The sequence below is a fragment of the Fundidesulfovibrio butyratiphilus genome (genome assembly GCF_054657235.1).
This window is the reverse complement of sequence record NZ_BAAHXA010000003.1, coordinates 517,123-535,131: the sequence shown is the minus strand read 5'-3', so window position 1 is coordinate 535,131 and position 18,009 is coordinate 517,123. Positions and strand designations below refer to the sequence as shown.

The following is an 18,009-nucleotide window of genomic DNA, read 5'->3' as shown; positions in this document are numbered from 1 at the left end:
AAAACCGGGGGAAGAAACCATGCGCGAACGCAAGGTTCCTTCCCCCGGGACTCCGTTTTCGACAAGTTTTTGCTTTTTCGTCTCACGGGGTTGATTTGAATTGACGCGAAGCGAAGTCCCGTTTGGGACTAGGCGCTTTCAATGGATTGGAGAAAGCGTTCCAGGTCGTTGGGCTGACCGTCTTCGTAGTCTTCCGGGTAGAGCAGGGCGCCCATGAAAAAGATGCTGTCCACGTTCATGGCCATGTTGGCCCGCTTGGCGAAGCCTTCCAGGCCGTCGCGAATCCTGCGGCTGAGCGGATCGTTGTTTTCGACCAGAGGCACGGCCCTGTCGCGCAGGTCCATCAGAAGCTCGCATTTTTCCAACAGGTTGTTGCGGTGGGTGATCTTATCGCCCTGCTGCAGGAGGGCGCGGTTGGCCTGCGCCTCCAACTCCCGGATGGTTTTGGCGGTCTGGCGGATCATCTCAACGACGGTCTTCGGGCCGGTTTCGGGATACATCGCTCCTCCCTGTGCGGTTGCGGGTTGGGGTCGGAAAAGGCGGAGATTCGGGAGGCCGGGCTGTTCGTTTCGAACAGGCGTCTTCCCTGTCATTTTGCCTGTCTACACTCTTTCCCGGGGGGAAGGCAAAACCGGTCTCGTCAAATCCCGGGAAAAATATTTCGGGGAGGGGGGGCGGAGGGAAGCCCCGTGTGTTCCTAAACGGGGTTTCCCTCCGGGATATTTCGCTTTTTTTTCGAACCCGTGCGTCAATACATCTGCTTGAGCAGGTCTTCCCCGGTGGCCAGGGGGGCGTTGGGATCGGAAAAGTTGACGTTGCCTTCGCCGCCGATCACGCCGGCATAGACGGTTTTCTCCTGTCCTTCCTTGAAGGGCATGGAGATGCCGTCGACGCTGGCCCAGACAATACCCGTGGGCGCGGTGAAGTCGTCCGGCGGGTAGTTGTGGTCCACGCTCAGGCGGTAGTCCACGAATGCGGGCAGGGCGGCGGAACCGCCGGTCTCTCCCCGCCCCATGGAATGGATGTGGTCGAAGCCGATGTAGAGCCCGGTGAGCAGATAGGGGGTGAAGCCCATGAACCAGGCGTCCTGAAAGTCGTTGGTGGTGCCGGTCTTGCCGGCCACGGGGCGACCCAGGGCCAGGGCTTTGCCCGCGGTGCCGGCGCGTACGACTTCCTTGAGCATGCAGTCCATGATGAAGGCGGTCTGCGGGCTCATGGCCTCATGGGTTTCGGGCTCGGACTTGTAGAGTTCCTCGCCGGTGGGGCCTTCCACGCTCAACACGAAGCGGGGCTTGATGCTGGTGCCGTCGCGGGCGAAGGCGGTGTAGGCCTGGCAAAGGCTGATCAGCCGCACCGCGCCCGCGCCCAGGCTGATGGGCAGGTAGGGCGGCAGTTCGGAGTCGATGCCCATGTCCTTGGCGCGTTTGATCACCTTCTGGATGCCGATCTGCTGGGCCACGCGGATGGTGACCAGGTTTCGGGACTTGGCCAGGGCGGCGCGCAGGCTCATGGGCCCCTGGAAGCTGCCTTCGTAGTTTTCCGGTCGCCACACCTTGTGGGTGATCGGGTCCTCGTACACGAAGGGCGCGTCCATGACCACGGTGCCCGGGGTCATGCCTTCGTCCAGCGCGGCGGAATAGACGATGGGCTTGAATGTGGAGCCGCACTGGCGCAGGGCCTGGGTGGCCCGGTTGAACTGGCTCTTTTCGAACGAAAAGCCGCCCACGCAGGCCAGCACCTCGCCCGAGCGCGGGTCCATGGAGATCATGCCGCCCTCGACGTCGGGCTCCTGCTGCAGGATCAAGTCCTGACCGGCCTTCGGCGCGCTCGCGCTCTGGCGTCCCTTGGCCTTGGGGTCTTCGGGCGCCAGGGACACGAACACCACATCCCCCACCTTGGGGCCCTTGCCGCGGGTCCAGCCCAGATATTTGGCATCCACTTGTCCGGTCTGCTTGCCGAAGCGCACGGTGATGCCCTTGCGCCCGGCGTCCGTGACCAGGGCCTTGACCCAATGCCCGGACTGGAACTGGTCCGCGTTCACGGCGTGGGAGAGAAATTCGGCATACTTGTCCGGCGTCAGCGTTTCAACGGGGCCGTGCCACCCCCGGCGCTTGGACGAATCCACCAGGGCCTTGCGCAGGGCTTTTTCCGCGGCTTCCTGGTGTTCCATGTCGCAGCCGGTCACCACCTTGAGGCCGCCGGTGTAGACCGTGTCTTCGCCGTACTTGTCCAAAAGCCAGCGCCGCACTTCTTCCATGTAGTAGGCGCCCACGCCCCAGGTCGGTTCGTCCATGCTCTTGAAGACCAGGACCTCCTTGAGGGCCTGGTCGTGGGTGGCCTGATCGATCCATCCCAGATCGAGCATGCGCCCGAGCACGTAGCGTTGGCGGGCCTTGGCCGCGTCCAGGTCGCGCAGGGGGCTGTAGCGGCTGGGGGCCTGGGGCAGGCCGGCCAGTATGGCCGCCTGGGCCACGGTGAGCTGGCCCACGTGCACGCCGAAATAGGTGCGCGCGGCCGCCTCCACGCCGTAGGCCCTGGAGCCCAGGTAGATCTGGTTCAGGTAGATGGTGAGGATTTCGTCCTTGGTGAGGTAGCGTTCCAGCCGGTAGGCCAGGATGGCTTCCTTGATCTTGCGTTTGAGCTTGCGTTCGGGAGTGAGCAGCAGGCGTTTGATGATCTGCTGGGTGATGGTGGACCCGCCCTGGCGCATGCCGCCGTGCTGCACGTTGCGCACGAAGGCCCGGAAAATGGCCATCGGATCCACGCCCTCGTGCTGGTAGAACGAGGCGTCCTCGGCGGCGAGAAAGGCCTTGGGCAAAAAGGCGGGCATGTCCGAAAGGCCGACCAGAAATCGTTTTTCGGCGTAGAGATTGCCCAGCACCTTGCCGTTGCGGGTGTAGACGGTGGTGACCAGGGGTGGCTTGTATTCGGTCAAATTTTTAAATCCCGGCAAATCGCTGGCCGCCCAGAAATAGACGCCAACCAGTCCCACTCCCGCGCCTATCAGGCCGAGTACGAACAAAAACACAAGGAGAATGAGAAATTTACGCATTGTCAGTCCATTTTCGAAAGCGTCTTTCAGCCCAGGTCGCCGGTGTCGGTGGGGGCCAGTCCCCAGGCCATGCGCAGTCGTCCGTGCAAGTTGCGAACCGTCTGGCGACTCACGCCCATGACGGAGAGCATTCCGTCCACGGTGCGTCCTTCGCTGCCGGCCAGACACCCTTTGGCCATGAACGCGGCGATGGAACCCGCCGATACCCAAAAGGGAAACAGACGGCAATAATAGGGTCTGGCCTCTCGCGGCAGGCGACATCCGGCCGGGCCGAGAAACGTGCACCGTCCGTCAGGTTCGGTCGCCAGGCGCAGGTGCTCGCCATGGGGAGGAAAAAGCCGGGCCAGGGCCGCCTGGTCCTTGGGAAAGAGCCTCCCCAGCAGATGGAGGAACTCGGCGGAATTGGGCGCGCCGCACAGGCCGCAACGGTCTTTCGGGCCGTGCTCCACGATGCGCTGGCGTTCGATTTCCGAGATGGGGAAGCACAAATCCTGCGCGCCTGTCGGCAGCAGGCAGCACAGGCGCCCGACCTCGGCGCAACGCGCGCAGACTTGTGCGCCTCGGGCGCTCACCATGTTCCACTCTCCCAGCGTGTCGATTTCGATGTGTCGGATTGCCGGACGACGGCTTTGGAAAATACCCATCAAGCAACCATAAGTCGCCCAGGCGGTTCGTAAAGGGGCCGGCGCCGGTGGCCCGCCAGGGCCGCAAGCGGCGCGCATGGTCTGGCGGCGGCGAAAAAAAAGCCCCGCACGGCCCGAAGAACCGGGGTGCGGGGCGCACTATCGTCTTTTTTGCCAGGGATGAAAAGCCAGAAAAACGCTTATCCTATCCTTCGGCCAGGCGGGCCAGCAGCAAGTCGGCCACATGACGCTTGAAGTCGGAGTCGGTGAGTTTCGCGCCCGAGGCGTCGCGCACGAAGAACACGTCGTGCACGGTGGCCCCGGGCGTGTTGATCTTGGCCATGTGCACTTGGAGTTCGAGCTCCTCCAGGGCCTTGGCCACGTCGTAGAGCAGGCCCATGCGGTCCGGCCCGGTGACCTCCACCAGGGTGTAGTATTCCGACGAGGCGTCGTTGATGTTCACCAAGGGCTCCGCGCCCATGTCCGGGGTTTTGGCGGTGAGGGGGGAGGCGCGTTTTTCCTTGATGCGGTAATCCAGGGAGAGCTTGCCGGTCAGGGCGTAGCGCACGGCCCGGCGCACCCTGGCCCAGACTTCGTCGATGTACAGGGTGTCGGGCGGCTCGGCGGTCTGGTAGAAGTGGATTTCGGTGCCGTCGTTCCAGAGGCTGAAGTCGGCGGAATAGATGTTGATGCCGTGCAGGGCCAGCACGCCGGCCATGGTCGAGAACAACTCCGGGTTGTGCTTGGCCACCAGGGTGACCAGCCAGCCGCCGCCGGGGGCGGGCTTGGTTTCGATGACGGCCACGCCCAGTCCGGCCCGGTCCGAAGGACGCTGGCGGCGATCGTCTTCGAGCACCGCTTCGAGTTCCTTGAGCATTTTGAGGTCGCCCAGGATGTCGCGCACCGGCCGGGTGATGAGATAACGCGGCGGCATGGCGTCCAGCAGGGTTTCCAGGCGCTTGGGATCGGTTTCGCCTTCGGCCCGCACTCTGGCCCGCACCTTGTCCCGGGCGGCCAGCATGGTCTGGGCGTCCGAGGCGTCGAAGAGTCCGCCGCCCTCGAGCACGCGGCGCACCTTGATGTAGAGTTCTCCCACCAGTCCGGCCCGCCAGGAGTTCCAGGCGGAGGGGCCGGTGGCCAGGGAGTCGCCCACCGTGAGCAGAAGCAGCATGTCCAGACGGGCGGTGGTGCCCACCCGGGCGGCGCAGCGGGCCAGCACGTCCTTGTCGGAGAGGTCGCGGCGCAGCGCGGTTTCCATGAGGGTGAGGTGCCACAACACCAGGAAGTTCACGTCCGAGACCAAATCCCGGTCCAGCCCCAGGCCGGTGAGCACCGACGTGGCCAGGGCCGCGCCCTTTTGCGCGTGGGAGCCGCCCAGGCCCTTGCCGATGTCGTGGAACAGGGCGCCCAGGTAGAGGCGTTCGGGGTGGGGCACGCGGGTGTAAATGTCGTGGTAGGGATGGCCGGACTTGGCGGCCTTCTTGATTTCGAGGATGGTTTCCAGGGTGTGGCGGCCCACGGGATGCACGTGGTAGACGTCGTACTGCATCATGTGGCGCACGCGGGAAAAACCCGGCACCACGGCGTCGAACACGCCGGTTTCCAGCATGTCGGTCAGGGCGCTCTCTCCGCCCGCGCCGGAGAGGGCCGTGATGAGAAAATCAAAGGCCCGGCGTCCGCCTTCGGGGGTCTGGCAGGAGCGGGCCAGGGCCTGGGCTCCGGCTTCCACCTTGCGCCGGGCGGCCAGGCTCAGGTGGACCGAGACCCGCAAGGCGTGGCCGAAGATGTCGAGCACCGACAAGGGGTTGTCTTCGGGTTCCCAGCCGGGCGCGAAATCCAGACCAAGCGAGGTCAGGCGCACGCAGCCGTCCAGGGGCAGGCTCGGGGCGGCGCGCCAGTTCTGGGCGCTGGCCAGCATGGGCCAGGACGATTCGCGCATGAGCCGAATTTCGGCCATGCGCCGTTGCAACTCGGCCAGAAAGGCCTCCACCGGCAACACGTCCCCCGCGCCCTCGAAGTGGAGCCTCTCGGCCAGGGCGGGTTGCACGTCGATGTCGAGCCGGTCGTCCTTGCGGCCGAGCATGTGGTGCAGGTGGTTGCGCACGGTGAGCAGAAACACCATGTGGTCGGCCAGCACTTCGGCTTCGGCGGCGGGCAGGGCCTGCTCGGGGTCCTGGGTCAGGCCGGTCAGCCAGCGTATCTGGTGGGCGTCGCGCAGACCGCCCAGACCTTCCTTGAGGTTGGGTTCGAGCAGTCCCGAGGCGTCGCCGTATACCGTGGCCCGGCGCTGGTTCTGGGCTTCGAGCCAGGTCTTGAAATCCTGGACGACCGTGTGGGTGAGAAATTCCGACAGCCGGCGCTGAAAGTCGTCAAAGGCCTTGCGGTCGCCGCACAGGAGCCTGGCGTCCAGAAGCGAGGCCAACACCTGGAAGTCGGTGCCGGCCAACTCCAGGCATTCGCTCACCGAACGCGCGCCGTGCCCCAGGTCGACGTTCAAGTCCCAGAGGGGAAAGAACAAGGCCTTGGCCAGCTCCTTGCCCTGGTCGGGAATGCCTTCGGAATAGACCAGCAGCACGTCGATGTCGGAGCGCAGGCAGAGTTCGCTTCGTCCGTAGCCGCCCACGGCCACCACGGCGGCCTGCCCCGCCAATTCGGGGCATTCGTCCAAGCGGTCGGCGAAGTAGCGGTCGAACAGTTGGGCGTGGCGCTGACTGAAGTCGGCGGGCAGGGTGTCGAGCTCGAAATCCCTGGTCAGGATTTTTCGGGCTTTGGCCAGATCGGTGGCGGCTTTGGAGGGGGTGTGTGTCATGGGGAAAAGGGGGCCGGTTTTCCCGGCCCCCTTCGGTTCGGAGTGTGATTCGGGGATTAGATGGCGTCCTTTCCGGTTTCGCCGGTGCGGATGCGCACCACGTCTTCCACAGGCAGGATGAAGATCTTGCCGTCGCCCACTTCGCCGGTGCGGGCGGCGTCCTGCACGGAAGCCAGGAGCTTGGGCACCAGGGCCACGTCCACCACTACCTCGATCTTGACCTTGGGCACGAAGTCCACCTGATATTCGGCGCCGCGGTAGATTTCCTTGTGACCGCGCTGGCGGCCGAAGCCTTTGACTTCCGAGACGGTCATGCCCTTGACGCCCAGGTCGGTGAGGGCCTTCTTGATGTCTTCCAGCTTGTAGGGCCGGGTGATGATCTCGATCTTACGCATGGCTGACGCTCCTTAATACTGGTAGCCGGTTTCGCTGTGCTGGCTGACGTCCAGGCCCTTGTTTTCGTCCTCGGCGCTGACCCGGACCTTTACGATGGCGTTGACCAGGTAGAGGATAATATAAGTTCCGCAGAAGCAGAAGACCCAAGTGGCCACCACGGAGATGAACTGGATCCAGAGCTGGCCGGGGTTGCCGTAGAACAGGCCGTCGGCGCCGTCGGCATTGACGGCCACGGTGGCGAACAGACCGGTGGCCAGAGCGCCCCAGGTGCCGCCCAGGCCGTGCACGCCCACCACGTCGAGGGCGTCGTCGTACTTGAACACGCCCTTGAGCAGCACGCCGCCGTAGCAGACCACGCCGCCGACCAGGCCGATGATGATGGACGCCATGGGGGTGACGAAGCCGGCGGCCGGGGTGATGGCCACCAGGCCGGCCACGGCGCCGGAAGCCAGGCCCAGGGTGGTGGGCTTGCCGCGATGCTGCCACTCGGCAAACATCCAGGACAGGGCGGCGGCGGAAGCGGCCAGGTGGGTGGTCACGAAGGCCGAGGAGGCCAGACCGCCGGCGGTCAGGGCCGAGCCGGCGTTGAAGCCGAACCAGCCGAACCACAGGATGGCGGCGCCAAGCACGGTCATGGGAAGATTGTGGGGGATGAAGGGTTCACGTCCGTAGCCGGTGCGCTTGCCCAGGAAGAGCACGAAGGCCAGGGCCGAGGCGCCGGAGCTCATGTGCACGACGGAGCCGCCGGCGAAGTCCAGGGCCTTCATGGCGCCCAGCCAGCCGCCGCCCCACACCCAGTGGGCCAGGGGGTTGTAGATGACGATGGCCCAGATGGTGGTGAAGATGAGAAACGCGCTGAACCGGGTGCGTTCGGCGAACGCGCCGGAGATGAGCGCCGGGGTGATGACCGCGAACATGCACTGGTAGATCATGAAGCACAGGTGCGGCACGGTCTTGGCGTAGTCGGCGCTGGGGTCCTGTCCGACGCCGGCCAGGCCGAAGAAATCGAAGCCGCCCACCAGGCCGCCGATGTCCGTGCCGAAGGACATGGTGTAGCCGATGATGGCCCATTCGATGGAAATGAGGGCGACAATGACAAAACTGTGCATTATCGTGCCAAGAACGTTTTTCGACCTGGCCATGCCGCCGTAAAACAGGGCCAGACCTGGGGTCATGAACATGACCAGGGCCGCAGAGATGAGGATAAAAGCAGTGTCCGCCGCGTTCATGAAAAAACCTCCCATAATTCGTTTTCCCGGCCGTCGCCTTCCCGACTTCCGGCCGGGGTGGTCACGCGCCTCGTTGAAAATCCAATGAGGCAGTTTTTACACTTTTGCAAGTTTTTTTCTTTCCGGGCGAGGCCGGAATTTTGGCGTTCAAAAACGTAACCCATGCAAGGATTCCTGTTAACCACTCGCATTTTTTGTGAAAAAGTTGACAATGCCCCTTGGATTTCGGGTGGGAAAATATTTTCTCCGATTTTGTAGGCTGCCGAATGGAAATCTCCCCGACGAACGGTTTTGGTATTTGGGTGTGGGGTGTTCCTGCGTATATTTTCATTAAAATATTGATATAATATATTATTTACAAAAAGAGAATCAAGAGGCATGTCGCGCTCTCTGGAGGAAGTCGGACAAATCGGTCAGAAAACGGGCTTTGTTGGCGTTTTTGTAAAGAATTGGCCGTGGCGCCGGTCCGCCTTCGCCGGGCGTCCCCGTCGGTCCGTGGAAGGCGTCCCTTCCGGGGCCTGTTCCAACCGCAGCCGAAGCGGTGCGAAGGCCCGACACATCCGGTCGCGGTTCCGGCGCGCATGGGTTGGGCGTCGAAAGGCGCGGTTTCGGCGGGGATTTCCGTCTGGGCGTTGCGCTGGCCCTTCTCAGTACGGCCGCCTTGCCGTACATGGGGCGAACGGCTCGATTCATCGCGTCGACCAAACCTGGAGCCCCGTCATGGCATACTGCTCTTCCGTTTTCGGCCCTTGCTCCGGGGAGTCGCCCCTGTTTCGGGAGTTGGCCCCCATGCGAGAGGGATCGGTCCTGGCGGCCATGGCCCGACTAGCACCCGTTTCCGAGGCGCGAATCGTGGACGCCGGAGCCAACAAGGGCCGCACGGTCGAAACCCTGCTCGCCCTCTATCCCGACGCGACGTTCCTGGCCGCCTACGAGCCCAACGTCCGGCTGGCCCGCAAGCTGGCCAAACGTTTCGCCCGCGATCCCCGGGTATCGGTGCGCCAGGCGGCCCTGGGGGAGGCGCCCGGCCTTGCCGCGCTGCGCGTTCCCACCCGGGCGACATGCGCCTCGCTGCTGTCCCCTCTGGAGGGGACCTGCGACACCGAGGGGCTTGTGCTGCAGGAAACGCCGGTGGTTCGGCTGGAGGATGAAATGGAGCGCCCCCCCCACATCCTCAAAATGGACGTGCAAGGCTTCGAGCTCCCCGTGCTGCGCGGCGCGGGGCGGGTGTTGGCGGGCGTGCAGGCCATTGCGGCCGAGGTGGCGTTTCGGCCGCGCTACGCCGGTCAGGCCCTGGCCTGGGAGGTGCGCGACTGGCTCGGAGCCAAGGGATTCGTTCTGGAGGGGCTCTACGGCCCCTTGTACGACGCCGAAGGTCGGATCGTGGCCGCCGACGGCCTCTTTTTACGCTGAGGAAGTCCCTGAACGGGGGCGGGATGCAGGACCGGGGGGCGTCGCTGTCGGGCCCCGGTCTGGCCCGGCGTTACCGGACGGGGTTGCGTCGCAGCCAGGCGGACAGCAGGCCGAAGCATCCGGTGAGCATCATGTCCCCGCCTGGAGCGGGAAAGACCGCGTTTTCGGCTTGAAAGTCCGCCCGGCGGGGACCGATCACGAACAGATGGGGAAACCCCGCCGCCTCCCTGGGCAATTCCAGGGTCAGGCAGCCGTGCCCGCCCCCGGCGCGCACCGTGTCGTCTGCAAGCGCGCCGCGTCGGAAGCGCTCCAGATGGGCGGCCAACTCCGGCGGAGCGATGAGGCCGGTGTGGTGTTCGTAGACGCCGAAGATGTGTCCGGCGAACAGCAGAAGCCCCAGAATATGGCTGTTGCCCATGTTCAGCAACAACGCCCCTTGCCCCTCCATGCGTTTGGTCACCTCGGGATCGGCCAGCGCGCCCAGGGCGGCGGCGGGACCGGTGTCCATGACCGGATGGCCGCCGGTGGCCCGTTGCAGAGCGGCCAGGCGGGTGAGTTCGGGCGGGGGAACGTCGTACAGCAGGCGCGCGGGGTCGGCGTCGTTTTGGCGCAGGAAGCGCTCCCACAGGCGAAAGCGCAGCACCCGGTTGGAGCCGTTGGGATCGTGTCCGTGGTCCTGGACGGCGGCCAGCACCACGTCGGGCCAATCCAGGCCGCATTGGGCCAAAAGCCCGCGCCAGAAACCGGGATCGAAATCCGCCAGGTGGACGCACACGCTGCCCGGATCGGGGCGCTCCTTGAGCGTGACGCCCTGGGCGGCGAGCCGCGCCGGATCGTCGCTTGCGGCCAGGGCCGCTTCGGGGTGGGCGCTCACAGGCAATCCGGCGGCCAGATGGGCGCGCACGGCACCGAAAAAGCCGCCGCCCATGTTGGTTCCGCACAGATGGATGGCCGCGCCCCTGGCGGTCAGGGCGCGGATGCGCGCCGCCACCAGCTTGGACGGGGACGGCAGCACGAACTTGGGACAGTTTTCCAGGGGAGCGTCCGGCAGCCAGAGCAGGGCGTCTTGGGTGCCGCTGCCCACATCCAGGCAGAGCGTTCCGGCCATGGGCTAGCGCGGCTCCAGGATTAGCGACAGGGCCACGGAGGGTTCCTGGTTGCGCAGTACTTGGCGCAAAAGCCGAAAGTCCCGGTCTTCGGTGCGCATGATCACGCTGTTGGAGGCGTCGCGCACCTCCACGCCGCACCGCCTGGGGGCGAAGCGTTTGGCGTCGGCCGAAAGGGCGAACTCCACGCTGAGCAGAAGCCTGGCCTGGGCGGAACCCAGGCCCAGCCGCGCGGCGGACTTGTCCGGGGTCAGCGGGGCGACCACCAGGACGCTCGCGCCCGAGCCGGGCGGCAAGGACGTCCATTTGGGAGCGTCGGAAAACCACTGGTAGCGTGCGAAGGCTTCGCCCACGGTGATTTTGTCGTTTATGCCGGGAAAGGTGCCCGCGAACACGGCGTAGAGGGCCGGGTCCTGGTCCTTGAGGGCCTTTCCCCTGGCCGAGGAGGCCAGGGACAGCGGATCGGGGACGGGCTTTTCGTTGGGCCAGGCGGCAAAGAAGACCAGGGCGGTGGCCATGCCCAAGGCCAGCAGCCACAGACGTCTGTCCCGCAGAATCAGACCGAGCGCTCCGGGCGTCGGCCGGTCGAATCCTAACGGAGGGGACACGCCTACTCTCCCACCGGGCAGGGCAGGTTCTTGAACACGTAGGCGGCGGCCCCGGTATGGCGGGGGTCGTCGTAGTAGAGCATGATGTCCACGTTCTTGCCGAGAAAGTAGATGGTCTGGCCGGATTTGACCACGGGCTTGCCGTGTCGCTTGGTGAATTCGGCCAGCAGCCGGTCATAGTTCTCCCGGCCTTGCACTTCCATTTCAACCGTATAGAGGCGCTTGTACATGAACAGATAGGTCAGCTTGGTCAGCGGAACCCCGAACTGGGCCAGTTCGTCGCCGGCCCGGGTGCAGGAAGCGCCCTCTTCCGAGTCGACTTCGCAGGTGAAGTCCTTGGAGGGCGTGTATTCCTGGCCAAAGACCACCCCCCGGAACTGTTTGGGTTCGTCCTTCATGGCGGCCTGGGCCTGGACAGTCCAGAAAAACGCCAGCGCCAGACACATCGGAAGGGCAATGCGCCGGGTCATGTTTCGCTCCCGAGGCCAAAGGGCCGGTTGGGCGCGGCCGGGCCGCGCGCGGTTGTCAGTCCGGCACGGGTCCGGGCTGTAGAGTCGTGGTGCGGGCATTCTTTACCGCAACCCAAGGAGCAAGCCAAGAGCCGACCGAAGAGAGCGGGCGACTGAGGCGGGTATAGCATGGTCTGGGCTTTCCGTCATGGAATATTCAATGGAGACGGGCATCGCGTTGGCGCGGGAGGCCGGGCGGCGCGGAAAGGCAGGGCTGTTCGGGGAGGCGGCGGTTCAATACGACCAATTCGTGACGGTTTGGCGCCGGAAAAATGCCGCTGGGAAATACTGTTCGGGAAAGATTCAAGAAAAAAAGGACACGACGGTCCGCTCGGGGAGAGCGAACTTCCCTGCCGCGCGCAGGACGCGTCGCGCTGACCGGGTCGTCCAGGCAGGGCGACCGTCCGTCGTTCCGGACAGGGTCCGAACTTCAAGACGACGGCGCGGAGCGCACGCCTGGGCGATTCGGGGTTTCGTGGTGCGGGAGCCGACTCGCGCGGTCGACATCTTAGGACGCTCCCATGCGCGAATTCATCCAGGTGTAGACGAAGCGTTCGTACGCGCTGCACATCTTGCGCGCGCGGACCTTGCCCATGCCCAGGTCGCGCAGACGACAGTAGAGGTGAACAGGGTTGAACCGATGTTGCAGATAGTTGCGCAGGCTTCTCATGATGCCCCTCCCCGCCGGATTCTTCCGGCCTGCGGCACACGATGCATATATTGTGCCTGAAATTTGAAAAGGGCCTTGTTCAAGGTCACTCCTCTTATCGGACGAAATCCGTTGCGCTTTAGATGCGTCCGCCCCGTCGCGGCCCTGGAAACGCCGAGTACGATTTTTTCCCACCGGCCGGGAAAAAGGACGAAATTTTCCTTCGGGAGGAAAAAACGCGCGACGTGTCGGGATTAGTCCTTGCGTCCGCCGTGTTCCAGAAACTCCGCCAGCTTCTCGGCGCACAGGCTGGCCGAGCGCTCGGGGGCGTCCCGGGAGGTGCACACCGTAAAGTCGCACGAGGTGCGATACAGGGGCTGGCGTTCGGTATAGACCTCGGCCAGGGAAAGACCGGGCGAGCGCACGAAGGCTCGTTCCTTGGTGGGGGAAACCCGCTTGAGAAAGGTGTCCAGCTCGATGTCGAGGTGGATGACCGCCCCGAGACCGCGCAGCCGGTTTACGGCCTTGCGGCTGTAGACCACGCTGCCGCCGGTGGAGATCACCGTGCGTCTGACGCTCATGGTGGTGACCACGGCCTCTTCCAGGGCGAGGAAGCCCTTGAGCCCCTTTTCGTCCATGAGGGCTTGCAGGCCGTTGCCCCAGGTGGCCTCGATGAGGCGGTCGGTATCCAGATGGGCCCAGCCCAGGCGGTCGGCCAGAAGCCGGCCCACGGTGGACTTGCCCGCGCCGGCGATGCCGATCAGGCTCACGCAGCGTTCGTCCGAGACGCGGTTTTGCGGTGCGAAGGATGCGACGTTCATGACTTGATGCTCATCCGCCCAGGTAGGCTTTTTTGACGTCGGGGTTGTCGCGCAGGGCTTCGCAGGGACCTTCGGCCACAATGCGGCCGGTGTCGAGCACATAACCCCGGTGGGCGAAATCCAGGGCGAGCTTGGCGTTCTGTTCCACCACGAGGATGGTCATTCCCTGCTGGTTCAGGCGCTTGAGGGTGCGAAACAGGTCATACATGAGAAGCGGGGCCAACCCCATGCTGGGTTCGTCGAGCAGGATGAAATCCGCTCCGCTCATAAGGGCCCGGCCCACGGCCAGCATTTGTTGCTCGCCGCCGGACAGCGACTCGGAGCGCTGCTTCTTGCGTTCGGACAGCCGGGGAAAAAGTTCGAACACGAACTGGAGGTCTTTGCGCGAGCGGTCCTGGTCCTTGCGGGCGTAAGTGGCCAGGGTGAGGTTGTCCATCACCGAGAGGTTGCCGAAGATATGGCGCCCTTCGGGCACCAGGGCGATGTGCAGGTCGGCCACCACCTTGTGGGGCGGCGTGGTCAGCAGGCTTTTCCCGTTGTAGGCGATATCGCCCCTGGTGACGCGGGGGCCTTCGGGCGGGCCCAGCCGGGCGATGGAGTTGAGCGTGGTGGTCTTGCCCGCGCCGTTGGCGCCGATCAGGGTGACGATCTCCCCCTTTTCCACCGTGAAGGAGACGCCGTGCAAGGCTTCGATGTTGCCGTACTGGACGTGAAGGTCGGTGATGGTAAGCATCAGATTGTGTCGTCTCCGAGGTAGGCCTTGATGACCACGGGATTCTGGCGGATCTCCTCCGGCGTTCCTTCGGCGATGGTGGCGCCGAAGTCGATGACCTTGATCCATTGGCACAGGCTCATGACCACGGTCATCTGGTGTTCGATCATCCAGACGGTGAGGTCGAATTCCTTGTGAATCCATTCGATGAGGGCGATGAGGTCCACCACGTCGGTGGAGGGCAGACCGGCGGCCGGCTCGTCCAGCAGCAGGAGCTTGGGCTTTATGGAGAGCGCGCGGGCGATCTCCACCTTGCGTTGCAGGCCGTAGGGCAGGTTGGGCGGATACTCCTGGGCCAGGTGTTTCATGCCCATGTGTTCGAGCAGTCGCATGCAGTCGCGCTCGATGTCGGCCTCGCGGTCACGGTAGCGGCGGGTGCGCAGCACCGAGTCGAGAAAGGAATACCCCAGGCGGTAGTGCTGGCTGACCCGGATGTTGTCGAGCACGGTGAGCTCCGGCCAGAGGCGGATGTTCTGAAACGTGCGCGCCACGCCCAGGGCCGTGACCTGGTGAGGTTTCAGGCCGGCGGTGTTCTTGCCGTCGATGGTTATCGATCCGGCCGTGGGCTGGTAGAAGCCGCTCACCAGGTTGAACACCGTGGTCTTGCCCGCGCCGTTGGGGCCGATGAGGGCCATCATTTCGCCGCCTTCCAGGCGCATGGAAAATTCGTTGACCGCGATGAGCCCGCCGAAGCGCTGGGTGAGATCGTTTATTTCGAGCAGGGGCATGGCTACTTGAACCTGTAGGCGCGCTTGAGTTTGGGAAAAACGTCGGACAATTCGCGGTTGCCCATGATGCCTTCGGGACGAAACTGCATGAGCAGGATGAGCCCCATGGGGATGACCACCCACTTGAGCGTCTGGGGCACGTGCAGGAAGTCCAGGACCGGCTTGAGGAATTCGAGCAGCACGCAGTAGAGCGCGGCCGAGAGCACCGAACCGGTCAGGGACCCCATGCCGCCCAGGTAGACCATGAGCAGGCAGGCCGTGGACAGCTCGATGCTGAAGGTCTTGGGGTCGATGTAGCTGATGAGAAAGGCGTAGAGTCCGCCGGCCACGCCGGCCAGGCCCGAGGAAACCATGAAGGCGATGAGTTTCATCTTGTTGGTGTTCACGCTCATGATTTCCGCGGCGACCTCGTCCTGGCTGATGGCCATGACGCCCTTGCCGTAGGTGGAGTACACGAAACGGCGCAGAAACCACAAGGTGAAGACCACGCAGGCGAAAATCCAAATGAGCATCCAGGGCAGGTTCGCGACGGCGTTCATGCCTTCCACCATTTTGCCCATGCCCATGAAGCCCCTGGGACCGCCCACGGCTTCGATGTTCTGGATGGCGCTCTTGATGATGTAGCCGGCCGCCAGGGTGATGACCGCCAGGTAGTCGCCCCGGGTCTTGAACGAGGGCACAGCCACCACCACTCCGGCCAGGGCCGCGGCCACGAATCCGGCCAGCAGCAGGACCGGGTAGCCCAGCAGGGCGTACTGCACGGGCAGGAAGGGCTGTCCGAAGACCTTGTCGGGCACGAACACCCACACGCCGAGCACCGAGGTGACGTAGGCCCCCACGGCCATGAAGCCGGCGTGGCCGCAGGAGAATTCCCCCATGTAGCCGTTGACCAGGTTCAGGCTCGCGGAAAGGATGATGTAGATGCCCATGGTGCACAGAAACGTGAGCCCATACTGGCCGAGCAGGCCGGTCTGGGCCAGGGTCACCAGCAGGACGAGCAGGGCCGCAAGGGACACGGGAACGGTCAGTCGCGTGAGCATGGTCTATATCTTGGTGGTCTTGGCCGTACCGAAGAGTCCGGTCGGCTTGACGGTCAAAATGATGAGCAGGATGGAAAACGACACCAGGTCGCGCATTTCGGGCTTGAGGAAGGGCACGTAGTCGCTGGCGGCCACCACGGACACTTCGAGAAAGGCCAGCAGAAATCCGCCCACGAAGGCTCCCCGTATCTCGCCGATGCCGCCCACCACGGCGGCCACGAAGGCCTTCCATCCCACGAGCGCGCCCATGAAGGGATCGAGCACGGGAAAATTCATGGCGTAGAGCAGTCCGGCCAGTCCGGCCATGCCCGATCCCAGGGCGAAGGTGAAGATGATCACCACGTCCAGGGGAATGCCCATGAGCGGCACCGCGAATTTGTCGTAGGACACGGCCCGCATGGCCATGCCGATCTTGGTGCGGCTGACGATCCATTCCAGCAGGGCGAACACGATGAAACTCGTCGCGATGGCCGTGAGCTTGGTGTTGGTGATGGTGGCTCCGGCCACGTCGTAGATGGCGCGGGGCATGAGGGTCGGAAAGGACAGCCGGCTCGCGCCCAACAGGGAAAGGTTTCCGTATTCGAGCACGATGCCCATCATGAGGGCGGTGATCACCACGTACAGGCGGTTGGCCCCCTTGAGGCGAAGCGGTCGGTAGGCCACCCGTTCGATGAACACGCCCACCCCGGCGGTGAGCAGCATGGTCAGGGGCACCGTGGCCGCGAGAACGAGCCACTTGGAGGCCCCGTGGGGAAAGAGGCCGTACTGGCCCATGAACGTCGTGGCCGCGAAAAAGGCGATATAGGCCCCGACCATGAAGATGTCGCCGTGGGCGAAGTTGATGAGCAGAAGCACGCCGTACACCAGGCAGTAGCCCAGGGCGATGAGCGAATAATAGCTCCCGAGTTGCAAGGCGTTGAGGGCCTGTTGGAGAAAGGTGTCGAACATGTCCCTTCCTGGCGGTGGCGGATTGAAGGCCGAAGCGACCGCGACTCGAACGCGGACGGGGCGGAGAAGCCTCCGCCCCGTCTTGGTTCGAGGAAACGGTTACGGGCAGACGGACTTGAAGAAGGTGAATTCGCCCTTGTCGGAGATCTTGACGATGACCGCGCACTTGATGGGGTCGCCAGTCTTGCCGGCGAAGCTCATCTTGCCGGTGATGCCGTCATAGCCGCGGATCTTGCTCATGGCGGCGCGCAGGGCCTCGCGGTCCTTGTCCAGGTCGCCGGTGAGCTTGCCCATGTCCTGGATGGCCTTGAGCACGATGCCGGTGGCGTCCCAGGTCAGGGCGCCCACGTCGTCGGGGATCTGCTTGTACTTGGCGTTGAAGGCGTCGATGAACTCCTTGGTGGCGCCCTGGGCGCCGGCGGCGGCGTAGTGGGTCACGAAGTACTGGCCCTTGCAGTCGTCGCCGCACAGGTTCATGAGCTCGGCCGATCCCCAGGAGTCGGAGCCGAGCACGGGGCCCTTGTATCCCAGTTCGCGGGCCTGCTTGATGATGAGCGGAACCTCGTTGTAATACTGGGGCACGAAGAGCACGTCAGGCTTGGCCTTGATGATCTTGGTCAACTGGGCGGAGAAGTCCACGTCCTTGGTGGTGAAGGTCTCGAAGGCCACCACCGACCCCGCGCCGTGCAGCTTTTCGAAGTCCTTCTTGAAGAATTCGGCAAGGCCCTTGGGATAGTCGGAGGCCACGTCGTAGAGCACGGCGGCCTTCTTGGCCTTGAGCTGCTCGGTGGCGAACTTGGCGGCCACGGGGCCCTGGAAGTCGTCCAGGAAGCAGGCCCTGAAGATATAGGGCCGGTCCAGGGTGGTCTTGGGGTTGGTGGACCAGGCCGAGACCATGACGGTCTTGTTGTTGTTGGCCACTTCGGCGGCGGGAATGGCCCGGCCGGAAGCCTGGGGTCCGATCATGGCCAGAACCTTTTCGCCCTCGATGAGCTTGAGGGCCGCGTTCACGGCCGACTCGGCCTTGGCTTCGTTGTCCACGTAGATGAAGTCGAGCAGGTACTTCTTGCCCCCCACATCCAGACCGCCGGCCTTGTTGATTTTGTCCTTGAGCATTTCGGCGGAAAGTTTCGACATCTCGCCCACTTTGGGGGTGTCGCCCGTGAGCGGGATGTTGAACCCGATCTTGATGGTGTCCGCGCCGAAGGCCGCCGCCGGAAAGACGAAGGCCAGGGCGATGAGGGCCGCGAGGAGTTTTTTCATCGAACGCTCCTGAGGGTTGGGGGTTGCGCACGTTCACAACTGC

At 64.2% G+C, this 18,009-nt stretch carries 18 protein-coding genes; 1 reads left to right on the top strand and 17 read right to left on the bottom strand.

Annotated elements, in window-relative coordinates; all coding sequences use genetic code 11:
* Nucleotides 1-128: 128 nt before the first annotated feature.
* The 7 genes from ACYQ01_RS18520 to ACYQ01_RS18490 form a co-directional block, all read right to left on the bottom strand.
* Nucleotides 129-500 (bottom strand): hypothetical protein, encoded by a 372-nt coding sequence (locus tag ACYQ01_RS18520; protein ID WP_459935300.1) that lies wholly within the window; start codon nucleotides 498-500, stop codon nucleotides 129-131.
* A 248-nt stretch (nucleotides 501-748) separates the two neighbouring features.
* Entirely contained in the window at nucleotides 749-3,052 is a 2,304-nt protein-coding gene (locus tag ACYQ01_RS18515) for a penicillin-binding protein 1A (RefSeq protein ID WP_459935299.1), read from the bottom strand.
* Between the two features lie 26 nt (nucleotides 3,053-3,078).
* Nucleotides 3,079-3,696, bottom strand: coding sequence for a CxxCxxCC domain-containing protein (locus tag ACYQ01_RS18510; protein ID WP_459935298.1), 618 nt, complete (start codon nucleotides 3,694-3,696; stop codon nucleotides 3,079-3,081).
* 184 nt (nucleotides 3,697-3,880) lie between these two features.
* Entirely contained in the window at nucleotides 3,881-6,484 is a 2,604-nt protein-coding gene (gene glnD, locus ACYQ01_RS18505) for a [protein-PII] uridylyltransferase (protein ID WP_459935297.1), read from the bottom strand.
* Nucleotides 6,485-6,540: 56 nt separating this feature from the next.
* Complete coding sequence (locus ACYQ01_RS18500; protein ID WP_459935296.1) at nucleotides 6,541-6,879, bottom strand: P-II family nitrogen regulator; 339 nt, start codon at nucleotides 6,877-6,879, stop codon at nucleotides 6,541-6,543.
* Nucleotides 6,880-6,891: 12 nt separating this feature from the next.
* A complete protein-coding gene (locus ACYQ01_RS18495) occupies nucleotides 6,892-8,109 on the bottom strand; it encodes an ammonium transporter (RefSeq protein WP_459935295.1) in 1,218 nt (405 codons plus the stop codon).
* Nucleotides 8,106-8,489 carry a hypothetical protein gene (locus tag ACYQ01_RS18490; RefSeq protein WP_459935294.1) on the bottom strand — a complete coding sequence of 128 codons (384 nt, stop codon included), beginning with the start codon at nucleotides 8,487-8,489 and terminating at the stop codon, nucleotides 8,106-8,108. The genes ACYQ01_RS18495 and ACYQ01_RS18490 overlap by 4 nt, the downstream gene beginning before the upstream one ends.
* A gap of 340 nt (nucleotides 8,490-8,829) precedes the next feature.
* Here ACYQ01_RS18490 and ACYQ01_RS18485 point away from each other — a divergent pair, with 340 nt between their 5' ends.
* Nucleotides 8,830-9,522 (top strand): FkbM family methyltransferase, encoded by a 693-nt coding sequence (locus tag ACYQ01_RS18485; RefSeq protein WP_459935293.1) that lies wholly within the window; start codon nucleotides 8,830-8,832, stop codon nucleotides 9,520-9,522.
* A gap of 70 nt (nucleotides 9,523-9,592) precedes the next feature.
* On the opposite strand, the gene ACYQ01_RS18480 is transcribed toward ACYQ01_RS18485, so the two are convergent.
* The 10 genes from ACYQ01_RS18480 to ACYQ01_RS18435 all read right to left on the bottom strand — a co-directional run bounded on the left by ACYQ01_RS18480 (nucleotide 9,593) and on the right by ACYQ01_RS18435 (nucleotide 17,966).
* The gene (locus ACYQ01_RS18480; protein ID WP_459935292.1) at nucleotides 9,593-10,630 is read right to left on the bottom strand and encodes a DUF1786 family protein; all 1,038 of its coding nucleotides are present in this window, start codon (nucleotides 10,628-10,630) and stop codon (nucleotides 9,593-9,595) included.
* Nucleotides 10,631-10,633: 3 nt separating this feature from the next.
* Nucleotides 10,634-11,236, bottom strand: a complete 603-nt coding sequence (locus tag ACYQ01_RS18475) for a hypothetical protein (protein WP_459935291.1) — start codon at nucleotides 11,234-11,236, stop codon at nucleotides 10,634-10,636.
* Nucleotides 11,237-11,238: 2 nt separating this feature from the next.
* Nucleotides 11,239-11,706, bottom strand: coding sequence for a hypothetical protein (locus ACYQ01_RS18470; RefSeq protein WP_459935290.1), 468 nt, complete (start codon nucleotides 11,704-11,706; stop codon nucleotides 11,239-11,241).
* 547 nt (nucleotides 11,707-12,253) lie between these two features.
* The gene (locus tag ACYQ01_RS18465; protein ID WP_459935289.1) at nucleotides 12,254-12,415 is read right to left on the bottom strand and encodes a hypothetical protein; all 162 of its coding nucleotides are present in this window, start codon (nucleotides 12,413-12,415) and stop codon (nucleotides 12,254-12,256) included.
* A gap of 233 nt (nucleotides 12,416-12,648) precedes the next feature.
* Entirely contained in the window at nucleotides 12,649-13,215 is a 567-nt protein-coding gene (gene thrB / locus ACYQ01_RS18460; protein ID WP_459935288.1) for a homoserine kinase, read from the bottom strand.
* Nucleotides 13,216-13,225: 10 nt separating this feature from the next.
* Nucleotides 13,226-13,948 (bottom strand): ABC transporter ATP-binding protein, encoded by a 723-nt coding sequence (locus tag ACYQ01_RS18455; RefSeq protein ID WP_459935287.1) that lies wholly within the window; start codon nucleotides 13,946-13,948, stop codon nucleotides 13,226-13,228.
* Nucleotides 13,948-14,715: an ABC transporter ATP-binding protein gene (locus ACYQ01_RS18450; RefSeq protein ID WP_459935286.1), complete on the bottom strand. Its 768-nt coding sequence runs from the start codon at nucleotides 14,713-14,715 to the stop codon at nucleotides 13,948-13,950. Before ACYQ01_RS18450 ends, ACYQ01_RS18455 begins: the two co-directional genes overlap by 1 nt.
* Before the next feature lie 2 nt (nucleotides 14,716-14,717).
* The gene (locus tag ACYQ01_RS18445; RefSeq protein ID WP_459935285.1) at nucleotides 14,718-15,755 is read right to left on the bottom strand and encodes a branched-chain amino acid ABC transporter permease; all 1,038 of its coding nucleotides are present in this window, start codon (nucleotides 15,753-15,755) and stop codon (nucleotides 14,718-14,720) included.
* A gap of 3 nt (nucleotides 15,756-15,758) precedes the next feature.
* A complete protein-coding gene (locus ACYQ01_RS18440; protein WP_459935284.1) occupies nucleotides 15,759-16,703 on the bottom strand; it encodes a branched-chain amino acid ABC transporter permease in 945 nt (314 codons plus the stop codon).
* Nucleotides 16,704-16,802: 99 nt separating this feature from the next.
* Nucleotides 16,803-17,966, bottom strand: a complete 1,164-nt coding sequence (locus tag ACYQ01_RS18435) for an ABC transporter substrate-binding protein (RefSeq protein ID WP_459935283.1) — start codon at nucleotides 17,964-17,966, stop codon at nucleotides 16,803-16,805.
* Nucleotides 17,967-18,009: the final 43 nt, after the last annotated feature.